This is a genomic window from Acinetobacter courvalinii (assembly GCF_014635545.1).
Lineage (GTDB): Bacteria > Pseudomonadota > Gammaproteobacteria > Pseudomonadales > Moraxellaceae > Acinetobacter > Acinetobacter courvalinii.
In genome coordinates, this window is the sequence record NZ_BMDA01000005.1 from 168,153 (window position 1) to 185,235 (window position 17,083).

Annotated in this window: 17 protein-coding genes; 6 read left to right on the forward strand and 11 right to left on the reverse strand. The window is 43.6% G+C overall.

All coding sequences use genetic code 11. The features are described 5' to 3' along the window. Positions 1–15: 15 nt before the first annotated feature. The gene (locus IEV39_RS15850) at positions 16–426 is read right to left on the reverse strand and encodes a hypothetical protein (protein ID WP_005280678.1); all 411 of its coding nucleotides are present in this window, start codon (positions 424–426) and stop codon (positions 16–18) included. 151 nt (positions 427–577) lie between these two features. On the opposite strand from IEV39_RS15850, the gene IEV39_RS15855 reads away from it, so the two are divergent. Continuing rightward, the gene (locus tag IEV39_RS15855) at positions 578–949 is read left to right on the forward strand and encodes a lysozyme inhibitor LprI family protein (RefSeq protein WP_032876205.1); all 372 of its coding nucleotides are present in this window, start codon (positions 578–580) and stop codon (positions 947–949) included. Between the two features lie 63 nt (positions 950–1,012). Here IEV39_RS15855 and infA read toward each other — a convergent pair whose 3' ends face one another. Beyond that, positions 1,013–1,234 carry a translation initiation factor IF-1 gene (infA, locus tag IEV39_RS15860; protein ID WP_001284370.1) on the reverse strand — a complete coding sequence of 74 codons (222 nt, stop codon included), beginning with the start codon at positions 1,232–1,234 and terminating at the stop codon, positions 1,013–1,015. 230 nt (positions 1,235–1,464) lie between these two features. Between infA and IEV39_RS15865 the strand changes: the two genes are divergently transcribed. Then, positions 1,465–2,472, forward strand: coding sequence for an AraC family transcriptional regulator (locus IEV39_RS15865; RefSeq protein ID WP_005226611.1), 1,008 nt, complete (start codon positions 1,465–1,467; stop codon positions 2,470–2,472). 66 nt (positions 2,473–2,538) lie between these two features. Here the strand turns inward: IEV39_RS15865 and truA are convergent, their stop codons facing one another. From truA to asd, 5 genes are all read right to left on the reverse strand, one after another. Then, complete coding sequence (truA, locus tag IEV39_RS15870; protein ID WP_005280673.1) at positions 2,539–3,336, reverse strand: tRNA pseudouridine(38-40) synthase TruA; 798 nt, start codon at positions 3,334–3,336, stop codon at positions 2,539–2,541. A 15-nt stretch (positions 3,337–3,351) separates the two neighbouring features. Next, positions 3,352–4,320, reverse strand: a complete 969-nt coding sequence (locus tag IEV39_RS15875; protein ID WP_005280671.1) for an asparaginase domain-containing protein — start codon at positions 4,318–4,320, stop codon at positions 3,352–3,354. A gap of 44 nt (positions 4,321–4,364) precedes the next feature. Further along, on the reverse strand, positions 4,365–5,606 hold the full coding sequence (gene fimV / locus IEV39_RS15880) for a T4P machinery localization factor FimV (RefSeq protein ID WP_005280669.1): 1,242 nt from the start codon (positions 5,604–5,606) through the stop codon (positions 4,365–4,367). A gap of 61 nt (positions 5,607–5,667) precedes the next feature. Next, the gene (locus IEV39_RS15885) at positions 5,668–7,143 is read right to left on the reverse strand and encodes a FimV/HubP-related protein (protein ID WP_005280667.1); all 1,476 of its coding nucleotides are present in this window, start codon (positions 7,141–7,143) and stop codon (positions 5,668–5,670) included. Between the two features lie 142 nt (positions 7,144–7,285). Beyond that, a complete protein-coding gene (asd, locus tag IEV39_RS15890) occupies positions 7,286–8,404 on the reverse strand; it encodes an aspartate-semialdehyde dehydrogenase (protein WP_005226618.1) in 1,119 nt (372 codons plus the stop codon). Between the two features lie 188 nt (positions 8,405–8,592). On the opposite strand from asd, the gene IEV39_RS15895 reads away from it, so the two are divergent. Beyond that, positions 8,593–9,702: an endonuclease/exonuclease/phosphatase family protein gene (locus tag IEV39_RS15895; RefSeq protein WP_005280664.1), complete on the forward strand. Its 1,110-nt coding sequence runs from the start codon at positions 8,593–8,595 to the stop codon at positions 9,700–9,702. 332 nt (positions 9,703–10,034) lie between these two features. On the opposite strand, the gene IEV39_RS15900 is transcribed toward IEV39_RS15895, so the two are convergent. Genes IEV39_RS15900 through IEV39_RS15910 form a run of 3 tightly spaced genes read right to left on the reverse strand, consistent with a single transcriptional unit; the run spans position 10,035 to position 12,929 of the window. After that, positions 10,035–10,754, reverse strand: coding sequence for a hypothetical protein (locus IEV39_RS15900; RefSeq protein ID WP_005280662.1), 720 nt, complete (start codon positions 10,752–10,754; stop codon positions 10,035–10,037). Between the two features lie 2 nt (positions 10,755–10,756). Next, positions 10,757–11,638, reverse strand: coding sequence for a DUF6502 family protein (locus IEV39_RS15905; protein ID WP_005280661.1), 882 nt, complete (start codon positions 11,636–11,638; stop codon positions 10,757–10,759). Positions 11,639–11,687: 49 nt separating this feature from the next. Then, positions 11,688–12,929: a cupin-like domain-containing protein gene (locus tag IEV39_RS15910; protein WP_005280659.1), complete on the reverse strand. Its 1,242-nt coding sequence runs from the start codon at positions 12,927–12,929 to the stop codon at positions 11,688–11,690. Between the two features lie 134 nt (positions 12,930–13,063). Here IEV39_RS15910 and IEV39_RS15915 point away from each other — a divergent pair, with 134 nt between their 5' ends. Next, entirely contained in the window at positions 13,064–14,641 is a 1,578-nt protein-coding gene (locus IEV39_RS15915; protein WP_005280657.1) for a PT dipeptide repeat lipoprotein, read from the forward strand. A 59-nt stretch (positions 14,642–14,700) separates the two neighbouring features. Here the strand turns inward: IEV39_RS15915 and IEV39_RS15920 are convergent, their stop codons facing one another. After that, on the reverse strand, positions 14,701–15,636 hold the full coding sequence (locus IEV39_RS15920; RefSeq protein ID WP_005280655.1) for an LpxL/LpxP family acyltransferase: 936 nt from the start codon (positions 15,634–15,636) through the stop codon (positions 14,701–14,703). Positions 15,637–15,839: 203 nt separating this feature from the next. On the opposite strand from IEV39_RS15920, the gene IEV39_RS15925 reads away from it, so the two are divergent. Both IEV39_RS15925 and IEV39_RS15930 read left to right on the forward strand, forming a co-directional pair. Continuing rightward, on the forward strand, positions 15,840–16,382 hold the full coding sequence (locus IEV39_RS15925) for a DUF4334 domain-containing protein (protein WP_005280652.1): 543 nt from the start codon (positions 15,840–15,842) through the stop codon (positions 16,380–16,382). Positions 16,383–16,514: 132 nt separating this feature from the next. After that, positions 16,515–17,042: an O-acetyl-ADP-ribose deacetylase gene (locus IEV39_RS15930; RefSeq protein WP_005280649.1), complete on the forward strand. Its 528-nt coding sequence runs from the start codon at positions 16,515–16,517 to the stop codon at positions 17,040–17,042. Positions 17,043–17,083 lie beyond the last annotated feature (41 nt).

Consider the following 17,083-nt stretch of genomic DNA (forward strand, 5'->3'; position numbering starts at 1 on the left):
TTTTTATTGTGGAAATTAGCAGGCCTTACCTTCATAACGGATAGCACGGGCGATTTGCTGCTGATCCAGCTCGAAAATAATATGACAATAGAAATTTACGTCATAAGATTGCTGACTGGTTGAGATCGATCCTAATCGTACCGAGCCACTGGTCGGTGAACTCGGATCTCCATAAGCCTGTGCAACGGGGACCGGGATATTGATGGGGCGCAGCACAGTAAACACTAGGCTCTCTTTGCTTCGCTGGGGTTGTTTTAAGGTCTGGAAGCCTAAACTTCGCAAGTTCAGGTTCTGCTGGATCTGGTCGGCGGATTGGCCCACATAGGGCTGTAAATAGTCTTGCAGTTGCACGGATCGCCATCCTGGGGTTGCACATCCTGATAAGCCCAGCATGAAAGCAGTCAGATAGAGTTTATAATTTGCCATGTTATTTTCCTGAATGATTCGGCATCCTTTCTGTTCTCATCATAGCGTGGATAAAGACAAAAATGTACAAACTTGTCTACTTTTGGGTAATATTAAACAGCGTCAAAATATGCTTAGATGGGCCCGAAAGTTAAAAGATGTGGAAAGTTTCATGCACAGGTTGATATTCGGATTGATAGGTAGTGTGATGGCGACACTAAGTTATGCGGATAATTGTGATAAAACACGTGATGGTTATGATGATGTTTTCTGTACCAATAAAGTCTATCTGAGTGCAGATACGGACTTAAATAAAAACTATCAGCTATTACGCAAATACCTGAATGAAACCCAACAAAAAATTTTGAAGAAATCCCAACTGGCATGGATCCGTTATCGCGATGTCGAGTGTAGTGAGGACCTGAAGAGCGTGGCGAATATTCAATGTCGTTTAAGCATGACCCAAGAGCGCAACAACTGGCTACAAGAGCGCCTGCGTGAATGTGAAGCGGGCGCATGTAAGACCACGCGTCTGAGTGAATAAACAAATCCCCGGATATAAAAAAAGCCACATCAAATGTGGCTTTTTTGCATTCACTAATCTGACTTAGCGTGCACGATAAGTGATACGACCCTTGGTTAAATCATAAGGTGTCATTTCAACTTTTACACTGTCACCTGTCAAAATACGAATATAGTGTTTACGCATTTTACCAGAAATGTGAGCAATAACTTCGTGACCGTTTTCTAAACGTACACGGAACATCGTATTAGGAAGCGTTTCGGTGACAACGCCTTCGAACTCAATGAGTTCCTCTTTATTGGCCATAGCCTACCTGATGATCAAATTGGGAAGGCGCAAATTATAGTCAATTTATTTAAAATTTACAAGATCAAGTCGCGGTAAGGCTGTCACATATTAACCGAAAGAAACTGTCGGACAATTTAGGATTTTTTTTAACAAAATAAGCAGAATATTGTTGTCAGTTTGGTCAATCAACGTTAATCTAAAATTGTTGTTCATTGTCATAATAACGTATCTACAGGGAAGGGCACTGCGTGGGTCAGCTAACAGATGCATCAGTTGTATTGCGCTTTGGTTATCAGGCAATTCGTAAAGCAGGATTACCAACCGAAGAGATTTTAACAAAAGCCGGCGTGGCACTAAATCAGGTTGATACCAATGCGAGAACGCCCCTGAGTGCACAAAATGCCTTCTGGATTGCGGCACAGGACGTGAGTAAGGATCCGGATATCGGATTGCACCTAGGCGAGCATTTGCCTTTGTACCGTGGTCAGGTGATTGAACACCTTTTTATCAGTAGTGAAACTTTTGGTGAAGGATTAAAGCGCGCTTTAGCCTACCAGCGTCTGATTAGTGATGCCTTTGATGCCAAGCTGATTATTGAAGATGGCCGCTGCTATTTGACCAATGGCGAACAGTTCTGGCCGGATAATTTGGTCAATCGCCATTTTTCCGAATGTGCCATGTCCGGCATTTTACGTTTCTTTAAATTTATTACCGAAGGGCAGTTTGAGCCAATCTACATTGATTTTAATTTCAGTGAAGGTGCTGCTGATGATGAATATTTCAGGGTCTATGGTTGCCCAGTCAGCTTAGGACAAAAAGAAACACGTCTTTATTTTGATGCTGCCGTGCTGGACTATCCATTGTGGCAAGCTGAGCCAGAATTATTGCAATTGCATGAGCAACTGGCGATTGAAAAATTACAGGAACTGGCGCGATACGATCTGGTCGGTGAAGTGCGCCGTGCCATTGGCTCAACCTTGGAAAGTGGTGAAACGACACTAGAAACGGTTGCGGCACAATTGAATATCACGCCGCGTCGCTTAAGAACGCAATTGAGTGAAGCCAATACCAGCTTCCAGCAAATTCTTTCTGACTATCGCTGTCGTCTGGCGAAAAAACTTTTGGCGAATACCAGTGAAAGTGTGGAACGTATTGTGTATTTAACCGGTTTTTCTGAGCCAAGTACGTTCTATCGGGCGTTTAAGCGTTGGACCAATGAAACTCCTGTTGAATATCGTAAGCGTAAACAGCGTTAATTTCTTTAAAATGAAAAAAGCCTGATCAAATCGATCAGGCTTTTTTATTTGTTCATGGATTTTGAATTAATCCGGTAAATTGAGCCACTGCGGGCCTAAAGGCATGTTCGGTAATTCAAACTCATCTGGATAATAGGCCTGAATAAAATAAAGACCATCGGAAGGGGCGGTAATTCCGGCAGCAGTACGGTCTTCTGCAGCAAACATGGTATCGATATGATCGATGTCATACATGCCTTGACCGATTTCAAGCAGGCAGCCCATGATGTTGCGTACCATATGATGTAAAAAACCATCTGCCTGAATGTCGAGTACCAGATAACGGCCATGCTCAAACAGGCGACAATGCTTGACGTGACGTACCGGTTGATTTGACTGACAGGCTGCCGCACGGAAGGTTTCGAAATTATGGGTGCCTTCAAACTTGGATGCAGCCGTAATCATTTTCTGGACATCAAGCGTTTGATAGAGATGCGTAACTTGCTTGTACAGCAACGCCGGGCGAGTCGGGGCGTTATACACCACATAACGATAACGACGTGCCACCGCCTTAAAACGCGCATGGAAATTTTCATCCATGCATTTAATCCACTGAATCGAAATATCTTTGGGTAGTTGACTGTTGGCCCCACGAATCCAGCCTTGTTCCGGACGGATCGCGTCGGTATCAAAATGCGCCACCATATTGGTTGCATGCACACCGGCATCGGTACGGCCCGCGCCATGCAACACGATCGGTTGATTGGCAATACGACTCAGCACTTTTTCAATGGTTTCCTGCACAGTGACAACGCCAGCCTGTTGGGTTTGCCAACCACGGTATTGAGTACCGCAAAATTCAATACCTATTGCATAACGTTGCATGTTCTCACCTCAATATTAGTGTTGCTGCCAATGTTCGAACCATTGTTCGTGGGTCGGGTATTTTAAATACATTTGCAGGGCTTTTGCATATAAATCGGCATGGCTATGGCAATCATTGACCAAAACTTTGGCAGATTGAATCCATGAACTGACGGCATAACGCTGATCCAGCTGCCCGAAGGTAACCTGTGTACTAATAATCGGCAGACATTGCTGCTGATAAAGTGTTTCGAATAACCCAAGGATTTCATCATTGACGGCAATATTGCCTGTTCCGAAACCTTGTAAAACCAGAAAATTGGGTGGCGCAAGCGCAAGATTTTTTAACTGCGTGACCAGTTGTTCTTTGGCAATCGGCTGTAACATCAGATTGAGTATGTTCAGTTGCGCTGCTTTTTCGATATGGTCATTGTGGATCACAAAAGCATCAGCGGTGGTCTGGCAACTTTGTTCTGCCTTGATCCCGACAAAAGCATCCAGCTCGGTGGTATGGGCTTTTAGCGTGGTTTGGGCATGGAAGATTTGTTGATGAAAGGCCAGATAAACACCGCTTGGTAGGCTCAGTACCTGCTCTAGGGCCAGGTATAAATTGCCGATTGCATCGGTAAATTCACGGGTATCGTTACCTTCAATATTCAGTAATGGATATTGACTGCCGGTAATAATGGCATGGCAAGAATGGCCTAAGAAGCGTGCCAGTGTGGCTGCCGCATAACTGAGCGTATCGGTTCCGTGAATAATCACGAAATGCTGGAAGCTATTCAGTTGGAGTTGCTGGATTTGTTGGACCAGTTGCAGCCAGTCGGATGCTGTGCAGGCGCTGCTATCTTTAATACTGGGTGCAGCGAAGCATTCGACCTGTAAATGCGGTGGGATCACCTTGCCGAGTAGCGGTAAAAAGTCCTGTTCCGGCATTGGCATTAACGGTTCGCCAATACAGCCAAAAGTCCCACCCATATAGATTAAAGCGATTTTTTTCATCATAAAAAAAGCAGTCTTAGAGACTGCTTATATTAGACTGATCAAATTCAGGAAGCTATTTTATTCAGTAAAATTTCTGAACGTTGTTGTTGCTCTGCATTCAATGTTGACGTGTTTTTTAACAGTTCACGGGCAGACTGGTAAGCGCCCAGTTCAATATACTGTTCAGCCAGTTCCAGATTTAACTGTGCTTCATCCAGTTGTTGCAAATCCGGGAAGGATTGCATCAATGGATCATGACTTGCTGAAGCTTGAGCCGGTGCTGGCGTAAATTCAACTTTAGGCTCGACAACAGGTGCGGGCGCTACAGCGTCAAATGAAAATTCAGTCTTTTCAATAGGAGCTTTTTCTTCAACTTGCTCCTGAGACGGTTCAAAACTGAAATCAAGGCTTGGTGCTGTTTCTGTACTTTGCGGTTTAGCTTCAGGCTGATTTGGAACAACTTCTAAATCCGCAAAGTTAAAGTCTAATTCAGGTTTAGTGTCTTCAACTTTGGCTTGTTCAGTCTGCGCTGGGGTGGAATTCAGGTCAAAAGAAAACTCAAGCGGCTGCTGCTGTTTTGCTTCAGGTGTTTCAACAGGTGCAGGGGTAGGTTCAACCGTTTGCTTTTGTTCAAACGAAAAGTTGAAATCTAGGGGCTGTACTTCAGGCGCTGGCTCTACAGGTTTGGCTTCTTCTGCAGGCGCGTTATATTCAGATTGTAAATCATCAAAAGACTGCGCTGCCGGTGTTTGCACTAAAGCATCAAAATCAGCGCTATTGTTCTGAGCGACGGGTTCAGCTGCTGTAGGCGTCTGATGAAAACTGGTCGCGTTAAATTCGATTGAATCGGGCTGTTTATTTTGTAGATATTCGCGATGTTTGATTTCAGCGGCTTGCACAATATCTTCAAGTTTCAGTGCATGCAGATGTTTGATCAGTTGATCAATTGCAAAATCATCTTTCTGTTTGAGATGAATCTCCAGCAAAAACAGATACAGCTCATGTTGAGAGTTATCTTGTTTCAAAGACTGATTGATTTGTGCCTCAGCAGCTTGAAAATTACCACTTTGAATATTTCTTTCAAGCTGTTGGCGCAGGCTTTCAGAAATTGCAGTGCTAACTTGAGGGGCAAGTTCCTGTTCTTCCCGAACGAGTGTTGTACGTGAAGCAGTTTTGGTGGCAGCTTTTTTCGGTGTTTTGGCTGTACCTTTCTTTGGTGCAGCATTGGCCTGATTACTTTCACGTTTTTTTAAAAAGATCGCGACCACCAGCACAATGACCAGTAGCACGATGATGATATTTGACATGATCTTTACCCCTTAAAGATAGCGCCGCTTTTATGCAAATTTATGAGAATCTTCTCGTTACCTAGCGTGTTGGCTTTTTAGTTTCCTGCTGCGCTTTCAACTGATCCTGTAATTCGGCAAGCCGGGCATTTAACAGCTGAATACGTTGTTCCTTTTGATGCAGTGCCAGTTCTAACTGGGTAACGTTTCTTTGTAATGTAACGGTTTTTTCTCGTGCTGTCATAACTTTTAATGACAAGTCTGCACTGGTTTTTTGTTGTAATGTGTCTTTTTTGGCACTTCCCGTACTTGAATCTTGATGACTTTCAGCAACTAAGGACATTTCTGCCTGCTGTAAGCGATATTTGGCTTTAGCCGCGGCAGGGCGCTGCGTTTGTGCTGCAATCTGATTGATATTTTTAGGCTGCTGAGTGGCAGTGGCGCTGACATTAAAATTCAAATGTGAGCCTTGTCTAAGCCGGTTTGCATTCCCGCCAATAAAGGCATGTTCATTCTGCGCCTTGATTTGATGCATCACCTGAGCAACAGGTTGTTGGGTCTGCCCCGCAATACGTTGTGCAATACTCCATAGCGATTCATTGCGTTGTACCACATGTTGTTGTGCAGTCTCCGTAGAGGGCATTGGCGTATTCTGCACAGGTGCTTTTTGCTTAACCGGTGTGGAACCTTCTTTGGCCTGATAGTGGGCCTTGGTTTTCTCTGCATCTTCAACCGACTTTAATGCCGTATTTTTGAACTCATTTTCCGGCTGAATAGTTGATGTTGCGACTGGAGAGCTTTGGGCTGTTTGAACATTGTCCTGTTTAAGAGCAGTAACTTCGGCTGCTTTCTCTAATTTCTCTGCTTTGGGCTCTATATTTGATGCTGTTTGCTGAAGTGGTGCTGCTACAGAGGGATCTGCATTGACAGGCGTGGCAACTGATATGACGGCTGCATTGTCCAGTTCAGAAGAAGATTGTTTTTTTAATGCAGGCGGTAAGGCAAAGGGTGCATTTAACAGGGTTTCCTGTTTAGCCCCGGGTTGTGCCGTACTGTCTGCAACATTGAAACGGGTACTTTCAGGCAGGTTTAAGGCTATATCTTTTTCGCTGACGATAAATTTGGGTGTCAGTGATTTTTCATTATTACTTTTTGCGCTGAGCGGTGGTGCTTTGACTGCCTGACGCATGGACTGGCGTATATGTTTTAAATGAGAAGCGCCGCCTTCCTGTATTTTGATAATAATGTTCAGTTCAGCATCGGTCATTGGGCGGGAAGAGGTGATGACAATGACACCTTCGCCCTGATTATTGCGGCGTGTAAAAAAGTTCAGATTTGAAGGCGGCTGATGTGCAGCGCCAATCATCAATAAGTCCTCTGGTGTCGCCAGACTGACATCAAATTTCGAGTTGAGATCGGCCTGATGAAAACTCATTTCCGCATACAGTAATTCACCTGGCGCAGACTGGATTTGCAATGGATCAAGTGTAATGGCATAAAGATGTTGCGAAGAAATTATGGTTAAAATGGCAATTTTTAATTTGTTATAAACAGTCATCTCGATCCATGAAAAAGTGATGTGATGGTCAGAAAAAAAGTATACATTACCGTGATGTAAATGAATTGTAAATTCTTCATTTTTCATCAGCATAAAAAAGCCGATCAAATGTGATCGGCTTTTGATTTTCCGGGATTTTTGCTTAAGCGTTCTTGTATTCAACCAGGATACGAAGCATACGACGCAACGGCTCTGCAGCGCCCCAGAGTAACTGGTCACCAACCGTGAATGCACCGAGATATTCTTTACCCATATTCAGCTTGCGTAAACGGCCGACTGGCACAGTTAAAGTTCCTGTGACTGCAACTGGAGTAAGATCAGTCATAGAAGCTTCACGAGTATTCGGAACCACTTTTGCCCATTGGCTCGAGTTGCGAATCATATCTTCGATCTCGTCCAGTGCCACATCTTTTTTCAGTTTCAAGGTAATCGCTTGAGAGTGACAACGCATCGCACCGATACGGACACAGTGCCCATCGATTGGAACAATTTGCTGGTTACCGAGGATCTTATTGGTTTCAACCTGACCTTTCCATTCTTCTTTTGATTGACCACTTTCGAGCTGTTTGTCGATATATGGAATCAATGAACCTGCCAATGGCACGCCGAAGTTTGCTTTCGGAAAACCTTCGCCACGTTGCAAGTCAGCAATTTGACGATCAATATCCAGAATCGCAGATTTAGGATCATCCAGTAAGTCTTTGGTATTGTTATACAGATAGCCCATACCAGTGATCAGTTCACGCATGTTTTGCGCGCCTGCGCCCGATGCTGCCTGATAGGTCATTGAGGTTGCCCACTCCACCAGATTGTTCTGGAACAATGAACCCAAGCCCATCAACATCAATGAAACCGTACAGTTACCACCAACGAAAGTTTTAGTGCCATTCACTAAACCATCTTTGATTACGTTCAAGTTCACTGGATCAAGAACGATGATTGCATCATCTGCCATACGTAAAGTAGAGGCTGCATCAATCCAGTAGCCATCCCAACCTTCAGCTTTGAGTTTCGGGAAAACTTCAGATGTGTAATCACCACCTTGACAGGTCAAAATGACATCCATTTGCTTCAGACTGTTAATGTCCGTTGCATCCATAAGTGCTGGGGCAGTCTTACCACCAAATGCAGGTGCTTCACCACCTGCATTACTGGTAGAGAAATAGAATGGCTCAATATGAGCAAAATCATTCTCTTCAACCATACGTTGCATCAGGACAGAACCAACCATCCCACGCCAACCGACCAGACCTACTTTCATGTCATTGTGCCTCGGTATGTAAAAAATTTTAAAGGGGTTTGAGTGTATCAAAAGCGTCCACAACTGCAAGCTTTAGCGAACTAAAACAGTCAGTTTATTGAGTGGAATATCTTGTTTATATTAGAGAGAAAATTGATAAAGCGACAGCTTTATTGTAAATCTATGCTATCCCTAAGAGAAAAATGAACATGATGTGGATTCAGATTTGCGCAGCAGTGGTGATATGGCTTTCCTTTTGGTCATTAATCCCGAGAGATGAATGGTGGATTCGGGGCGCGGATTTTCCCAGATTACAGATCTTGGCATTGGGGATCGTGACTGCCGGGGCAATGTTATTTGGTCTGTCGGACTGGACCTTGAGCACCGAGCTGTTTTTTCTTGGCTTAATGGCTGCGATTGCCTATCAGCTCAAAATGGTGCTGCCTTATACGCCGTTATGGAAAAAGCAGGTACAACAAGTCAAACAGGCGGACTTAAAGCCAGAACAGCAAATTTCATTACTGGTCGCCAACGTACTGACTCCCAATCATCAATATCATCTTTTGCTGGAGCATATTGAGAAATTAAAGCCTGATGTGGTGTTGACGCTTGAATCCAATGCTGCCTGGCAACAGGCGCTTAGCCAGATTGAGCCAGACTATCCGTTTCGGGTCCCTGTACCGTTGGAAAATCTGTATGGCATGCATCTGTACAGTCGCTTGCCGTTAAAAGATACCGAAGTGAAGTTTATCTTAAGTGATGAAATTCCTTCGATTCATACCTGCCTGACCTTGAAGTCGGGGATACAGGTCAAATTATATTGTTTACATCCGAAGCCGCCGAGTCCTACTGAGGCCAAAGATTCGACTTTAAGAGATGCCGAGTTATTGCTTGTGGGTGATCAGATCAAAGATCTGGACCAGAGCTGTATTGTGATGGGTGATCTGAATGATGTGGCCTGGTCGCGAACAACACGTTTGTTCCAGCGTATTAGCGGCTTGCTCGATCCGCGGGTTGGGCGCTATTTTATGAATACTTTCCATGCCAACTATCCTTTACTACGTTGGTCACTGGATCATATCTTTCATAGTACCGATTTTGGTTTAGTTAAAATGAAACGTTTGTCCCATATCGGTTCAGATCATTTTCCAATTTATGTGGTGTTGCAAACAGGTCTTCGCTTTGAACAGCAACAACAATCACTGCAACAGACGGCCGAAGATGAACAGGAAGCCCAAGAGGCCATACAGGAAGGCATAGAGAAGGCCGAAGAAGAGGAAAAAGTCGTGATTGATCCATTGGCTCAACCGCATAAATAGCAATGCGATTGTGTTGAAACGATGCAATTCTTTTTAATTTCAGCGCGTTGCTAAAACCTATGATTTTAAACTTTAGCTAATCAATGTACGTTATTTCGTACATGGATTTAAGTTTGTAACGAATAGCCCTACAGGTACAAAAGATTTATTCTAAATACATCAGCACAAGGACGCAGGAATGGATTTCCGATTAAGGATAAGCAGCGCTGAGATGGAACAGTCATCATGGATATGATGCATGCGATGGACGCAACCCAATAAAAATAACGTGAAAGCACAACCTCATTTGCCCGAGTTTTGCAGGATGCAAGGCTCGGGTTTTAATTTTTTATTTATTCAGATGCTTTATTTTTCTCTCCTGCCGATATTTCAGTATCAGGGTGCGGTGGTTCAATACGTTCAGGTTTTTTAGGTACCAGTTTTTTATAAATAGGCACAGTGATCTGCGCGGCTTCACATTTTTCCCATGCCAGGTCAATGCTCGGTAAGTCTGTAGCATAAAAAGCATTATAGTTAACGATCAAGGGCAGTTCAGTTTCAGCAAAACTTAGATCCAGCTCATAGCGGCGGGTTTCATAAGGGCGCAAGACCTGGATTTCATCCTGATCTATCGGACATCTCAATGATTGTCCATGAAACATGATGGTTTCACCGACCTGAAATTCAATTGGACGGCAAAGTGGGACACGCTGATAGATATAATCGGAGGTCGTGTTACTAATTTCAATCTGTAAAGGAGCCATCGCCAAGGGCTGAAGCGAATTGACGGGGAACGGCTGTTTGGTTTTAGCATCAATAAAACCCATCGTGCGTTGTATGCCTTTACAGCTACTTTGACTCTCTTTCGGGATCGCGATGAGGTACTCATAACGCTCATCCTTATCTCCGGTTGATGGATTGGAAATCCCGCCATTATTTCCACCCGGCAAAGGTTTCAGCGTTCCCGAACCACTTCCTCCCAAGCTGACATTGGCCGCAGAAAAATTTTCACCACATGCGGTCAATGCCAGGGCGGAAACTAAAAAAATGCTTGGGAAAAGTATTGTTTTCATTTTTATTGATCCTTAAAGAGATAAGGTACTTGCAGTTTTATCTGGTGATCATATTGATACACACCAAAACGGAACTGATAGGTCGCATCTGCTTGGTTCTGGTCATGTTCGCAATAATGGATGGCAGCATTTAATAATTGTTTTGCCATGTCTTGCCAAAGGTCGAGACTGAGTTGTCGAAGTGCTTCCACCGACTGGGCAGTCAGTTTCTCGGCATGGACGGCCTGTTCCAGATGAGTAAACGGTTTTTCACTGATAAAGTTATCAATTCCTGCTGCTAAATGGTCAGTTAGGTTGGCAGAGAAGAGCGCCTTACTCTCTTGCATTTGATTATCCGGTGTAAAGCTATTTTGCTGCAAAACCACCTGCTGGTCTTGTTGTTCAACCACACCTAAACGTTGCAGTTCAAAAAGAATCGAACGCGGATGCTTTTCGGTCGAGATATGCTTAACCAGGGCTTCAAAGCTATCTGTTTCACCAGAAACCGGAATCTGATGGGGAAGATCCAGTGCAATCCAGCGTGCAATGACACGGGCGGGGACGCTAATGGCAAAATTGGGCGCCTCGCTGGAATTTTGAGTGGCCTGTTGCCGAAACGCACTGACATCCTTACGGTGTAGACCGGATAGTAAACTGACCGCTGAATCGGTTTTATTCTGTTGAATCCGGTCGAGTTCTGCGAGTGCCTGTTGATAAAAGATGGGCTTCAAGGCAGCAACAAAGTCGGTATAGCCTACCCCTGAATGAATTAACCAGCGCGCAATATGCTGCATCATTGGAAAAATGCTTTCCAAAGTGGTTTCTGCCTGCTGGGCAATGATGCCCTGGGTATTGTCGGCAGATAATTCGTTTTCGGTCATGAGCGGATGGGTTGGTTTTACCATTAAAGCACCTGAAGAGTTGAAGCAGGATCAGTGATTGACTAATCCGGTATTAGCTATAGCTGGACGTGGGAAATGATTCAGCGCCAGTATTGTCGATATTAAAATGAGTAAATGACACACTGATGGAGATATCCAGACTCTCGACACAATGCCACCAGCCGAGAGGAATAAATAAAGCTTCACCCGGTTCCAGAATGCATTCGATTTTGCTGCTTAAGGCAAAGTCTGGAAACGATTCTGTGATATCGGGTTGATAAGGATTGGCAACTTTGCTGAATACTGCGACATCATTATATAAATTGGCAACTTGTAGCGCCGGAATTAAGGTGACTTTTTTACGGCCGTAAATTTGAACCAGAATATTATTGGTCAAATCATGGTGTAGAGGGGTAAAAGCACCTTTCGGCCCAAACCAGATAAAGCTGCGGTCATAGACCTGACGATGATCTGTATAGCCATGAAAATGATCAATATCCTGAAATAATGCGGCTAAACTGGACTGGCTGGCTTTGGCATTATTGGCCGTCATGTAAAAATTATTCGAGTGAGGGGTGTGTTCAATTAAATCGACAAATTCCCGCATCAACATCTTAGTTTTATGTTGCACCGAGTTGCGTTCAAATAAGGGATCCTGTTCACGGTTAAACTGTACTTCTATTTCCTGATTTCCCACCGTTTTTTTGAAATACTGCGGTGACCACTTGTGTAATGCAGGCCAATGATCGATTGAACCTGTGAGCACCACAGCTAAGTTCCGGCTGTAATAGGCTTGAATGAATTGCGCGAATGAGGGAAGCGCGATACGGCTCAAGGACTGATAGTCAGGATTTAAACGGGCAAAATGGTCGAGCGTGTGGAGCAACCAGTTTCTTTTCTGCACTAAAAAATGCTGTTCTTGAGCGATTTGAAAATAAGGATGCTGTTTTAACTGCACCAGCTCGAGGGCGATATCAATTTCACTTAAGCCCTGTTGTTGCAAGCTTTGATAAATATAGGTTTGATCTGCTCCATTCAACACCGCCTGTGCCAGCCATTTTTTTTGCTGGGGATTAAAAGCGCTGCTTAGTTGTTCCTGTTTTTCTAATGCGATCTGTTCGAGTTGATGATAGTGCTGTGGTTCCAGCGACGTCTGGGGTGCAACATTTTTGTCCAGATCAATTAAGCCTTCACGTCGCAAAATCCTGACGAGATCATTGGGATGACAGCCGCGTTCTAAATTTTCTTCTAGCCACTGCTGCCATTCTTGAGGTAAGGCATTGAGTTGTCTGGCTAAGTTTTCTTGTGTGTCCATACATTCAGCCCATCAATAAATTATTTTTGACCTTTCGTTATTAATTTACGCACAAATATATTTGCACTCAAGCAAAAAAGTGTTAAATTTTCACATCTATGAATATGTGAAAAAATCACACAGAGGGTAAAATAATGAAAAATATATGGACACAATTCGCACTGAGCATGACTTGTGCAGTACTAGTCGGCTGTGGCTCGGATCATGATTCCGATTCAACACCAACGCCTACACCGACTCCAACGCCTACACCGACTCCAACGCCTACACCGACCCCAACACCGACCCCAACACCGACTCCAACGCCTACACCAACACCAACACCTACACCGACTCCAACTCCTACACCGACCCCAGTCGTGGCTGACCGCTTTGTTGGTTCATGGTTAAGCGGCTTTTGTCATGAAGGTGCACGAACAAACTTAACTGTTTATAAAACTTCAGATAATAGTGTTCGCTTTACCACTGAAAAACGTCAGTTTGAAAAAGAAGATTGTACTGGGGCTGTGATCAAAACCTATAGTGTAGCTTCGGATGATGCTTTGCTCACCGAGATTGCCGCGACAGAAAGCAGTGGTACAACTACAGCAAACCGGGTGAAATATATTGATCGATATCGTCCGAATGGTATTGCTGCCGCCTATGGCTTTAAAGGTGAGGGGATGTGTGATGTACCCGCAACGGCAACCATCAAGGATATTCAAGCTTATATGGATGGCATTGATCCATCGAGGGCCGTAACCTGCTATACCCGTACCAATGTTGAGGGCTATAGCTTATTTAAACCGACTGTAAAAAAAGCCACCGCAAGCTATCGCCTGTTAGACAACCAGAGCTCTCTCGAGAATTTCCTGATGCAAGCCAATGAGCAGGGGCATCAGGGCTTTGCCTTAGTCAGTCACTCTCTGGATGTAAAAAAGCCCAATAGTGATTTCCCTGAACCTAAGAATTTATATATTAAAAATAATGCTTCGACCGATAGCTATAGCTATAAAATCGCTGATGTCACCACCAATGTGGTAGCTAATGTTTATCTGTTCTGGTTAGCTGAAATTAAAAAACAAGGTGTTGCAGGCTTCGCGTATAAGTCATCTCTGGGTGAGTCACCACGCAATACTTATAAATATTTATTTGTTAAAAATGACAAAAAACCAGCGACTTATAGTTATGACAACCGCTTCTTGACCGATACCAGCCGCGCTAATATTCTGACCGTATTTAACCAGCTCGGGGCTCAGGGCTGTAAGCTAATTTATGCGGGCAGTACCTTTACCTATAATGGTACAACCAATGGCACGTTTTATGTACCCACCTGTGTAAACAGCAGTACTCATAACGGTACTTATAGTTATCGCTATTTTGAAATGCCAAAAACCAGCGCGGGATTCTATGAGGACAATCCAACCAAGTTAGACCTGTTACTCAAACAGCAGGCCGCGGAAGGCTATCACCTGATTGATAAGGATAATGCAATTGCGTTCTTTAATACCAAAGGCTATTTATTTGAACGTGATAGCAGCAGCACAAGCAATATTGAATCCAAGGTCTTTAACGAAGATGCAATTTATAAACTCGATCTCGCGAGCGAGGTACAAAACCGATTACAAGATCAGGGTAATCTAGGCTGGTTTATCAATGTGAAATTAGGCTCGGTTTATAGTAATAACCCAACCTATTACGATTTAAGTTCAGGCGTGATTTTCCCGAATTAAGTCTTATTGTTCTATTAAAGAAAGAGCCGATTCATGTATATGGATTGGCTCTTTGTTGCTTAGTAGATTTTTTCGTAGCCTTCGGCTCTGGTTTTAAAACGGCGGTGGAACCACATCCATTGCGTCGGTGCGATACGTAATTGAGCTTCAATAATCTGATTGACCCGAATCGCATCACCCACTTCATTTTCGCTTGGCATATTGTCCACCATCGGTTCAATCAGTACTTTGTATTGTGGATTACGGACATCACCGTAGCGATAAAAATACAGCGGAATTGCAACCGCTTTTGAAATTTTGAGTAAACGGCGATGTGCCGTGACCGTTGCTGCGGGGACACCAAAGAACGGGGCCATGACACCTTGTTTCAAACCGAAATCCTGATCCGGGCTATACCAGATGGCGCCACCGTCTTTAAGGCGACGGATCAAGCCGCGCATATCATCATGATCGATCTGGTGCTGATAAATGGTGGCACGGCAACGATAAATCAGCATATCCAGCATAGGATTGTTTTGTGGTCGATACACCACATCCGGCTCAAAATACTGGGCACAGATATAACCGCCGGCATCAAGCAAGGTACTGTGCGTCCCCAGTAACAGGATGCCTTTGCCTTGAGCCTTTGCTTCAGTGATATGTTCTAAACCTTCAATGCTATGACGACCCTTAAACCATTGCGGGCAGTACCAGGCATTTAGGGTTTCAAACACCCCCAGCATCATATCAACAAAAACCTGCTTGGCCTGAGCTTCGACTTCCGCAGGTGACCATTCTGGAAAACAAAGTTCCAGATTTCGAAGGGTGGTTTTACGGCGTGACTTGAGCAGATGCCAGAATAATCCTGCTAAGCCATGGGCCAAGCGCCACTGGATTGCCCACGGGAGAATGGCCAATAACATAAGGAAAAAAATGGCGATCCAGATTTTCCAATATTTGGGTAATAGAAATTCCCATTGAAATTCGCCAGGAATATAAGACTGCTTTTGACTCATAAACTTAGTAGAGTAAATAATGTTGAATTTTGGAGCAGTGTAACATGAAGTGCACCTGAGAATATGCCCACACGCTTTGGTTCGGCTGCTACTCGACGGAAAATGAATGAGAGTTTTTTGCTTGTTGTACTGCTGTAATACAATGAGCTCATACCTGACTTAATTAAGATTAAGCCCCATACAACAAAAAAAGGTGAAGGATGATGAATATTCAGGAAATATCACAAGGAAAGAAAGTCGATGCTCAGCAAATGATCGAGTTTTATGATCAGCTAGAGGAAATAGACTGTGCATTGATGTATGGTCGCTGGAAAGGATATGAGGTCATCACTGGGCATCCAATGAATGGTCTGTTAGCGCAGGCAAACTGGTATGGAAAATTATTGATAGATCAGGAAACGGTCTATCCCCTAGTGTTGCTGAATACCAAAAAAACAGCGTTATTTTTCATTGATCCCAAGTGGCTGCCTTTAAATCTGGATTTTAAATTTTTGAAAAAAAATGCCAAGTCTCTGGCTGGTGGCTTGAAACTTCTAAAAACCAAAGACAGTAAGGCCCGTTTAAGGATGACTGAGTTTCGAGGGAAAATATCAGCCACGATGATTTATGATGAAAAGCCGATACACGATGTGTTTCGAAAAATAGATGAAAATACCGTATTGGGCTGGATGGATCTGAAACAGCAGCCCCAGCCTTATTTCTTTATTCTGCAACGCGATGAGAACAGCTCGCTTGGTTTTGAGTGAGTTCATGTTCTATCAGAATTTACCTGTTGCGAATTGAAGCTTAGGTCAAATTGTACCTACACTTTTAAATCTAAAAGATAAAGCGCATGCTTTTATCGATAGGCTAATCATTATTTCGATCAGGAGATCAGGGTGAAAACGATAAACATCATTCAGGGAGATATTACTCAGATTGCCGTAGATGCGATTGTAAATGCAGCGAATACTTCATTGCTTGGCGGTGGTGGCGTGGATGGCGCAATTCATCGAAAAGGCGGCGCAGCGATTTTGGCAGATTGTCAAAAAATAAGGGCAAAACAGGGCGGCTGTGCGGTTGGTGAAGCGGTTATGACCACTGCTGGAAATCTGCCTGCAAAATATGTCATTCATACCGTTGGACCCACTTGGGTCGATGGACAGCACGATGAAGCGTTATTGTTGGAAAATGCGTATCGGAATAGTTTTAAACTGGCTGAAAATTTGCACCTACAAAGTGTGGCATTTCCAAATATTTCCACAGGAATTTATCGTTTTCCTAAACAGCAGGCTGCTCAAATTGCGTTAAAAACAATTGCTGAGCAATTAAAACAAAGTCAGTTTATAACAGACGTCATTTTTGTCTGCTTTGATGATGAGAATTTTAATATTTATCAGTCATTAAAAGAGAATTTTAAGATATAACCTCCGATTTGATTTTAAATAGAGCATCTATCCCGAACAGA

What these genes read in the sequence shown, in the direction of transcription:
- IEV39_RS15850 (WP_005280678.1), bottom strand. Translation starts at nt 426, where the DNA reads ATGGCAAATTATAAACTCTATCTGACTGCTTTCATGCTGGGCTTATCA.
- IEV39_RS15855 (WP_032876205.1), top strand. Translation starts at nt 578, where the DNA reads ATGCACAGGTTGATATTCGGATTGATAGGTAGTGTGATGGCGACACTA.
- infA (WP_001284370.1), bottom strand. Translation starts at nt 1,234, where the DNA reads ATGGCCAATAAAGAGGAACTCATTGAGTTCGAAGGCGTTGTCACCGAA.
- truA (WP_005280673.1), bottom strand. Translation starts at nt 3,336, where the DNA reads ATGCAACGTTATGCAATAGGTATTGAATTTTGCGGTACTCAATACCGT.
- IEV39_RS15875 (WP_005280671.1), bottom strand. Translation starts at nt 4,320, where the DNA reads ATGATGAAAAAAATCGCTTTAATCTATATGGGTGGGACTTTTGGCTGT.
- fimV (WP_005280669.1), bottom strand. Translation starts at nt 5,606, where the DNA reads ATGTCAAATATCATCATCGTGCTACTGGTCATTGTGCTGGTGGTCGCG.
- IEV39_RS15885 (WP_005280667.1), bottom strand. Translation starts at nt 7,143, where the DNA reads ATGACTGTTTATAACAAATTAAAAATTGCCATTTTAACCATAATTTCT.
- asd (WP_005226618.1), bottom strand. Translation starts at nt 8,404, where the DNA reads ATGAAAGTAGGTCTGGTCGGTTGGCGTGGGATGGTTGGTTCTGTCCTG.
- IEV39_RS15895 (WP_005280664.1), top strand. Translation starts at nt 8,593, where the DNA reads ATGATGTGGATTCAGATTTGCGCAGCAGTGGTGATATGGCTTTCCTTT.
- IEV39_RS15900 (WP_005280662.1), bottom strand. Translation starts at nt 10,754, where the DNA reads ATGAAAACAATACTTTTCCCAAGCATTTTTTTAGTTTCCGCCCTGGCA.
- IEV39_RS15905 (WP_005280661.1), bottom strand. Translation starts at nt 11,638, where the DNA reads ATGGTAAAACCAACCCATCCGCTCATGACCGAAAACGAATTATCTGCC.
- IEV39_RS15910 (WP_005280659.1), bottom strand. Translation starts at nt 12,929, where the DNA reads ATGGACACACAAGAAAACTTAGCCAGACAACTCAATGCCTTACCTCAA.
- IEV39_RS15915 (WP_005280657.1), top strand. Translation starts at nt 13,064, where the DNA reads ATGAAAAATATATGGACACAATTCGCACTGAGCATGACTTGTGCAGTA.
- IEV39_RS15920 (WP_005280655.1), bottom strand. Translation starts at nt 15,636, where the DNA reads ATGAGTCAAAAGCAGTCTTATATTCCTGGCGAATTTCAATGGGAATTT.
- IEV39_RS15925 (WP_005280652.1), top strand. Translation starts at nt 15,840, where the DNA reads ATGAATATTCAGGAAATATCACAAGGAAAGAAAGTCGATGCTCAGCAA.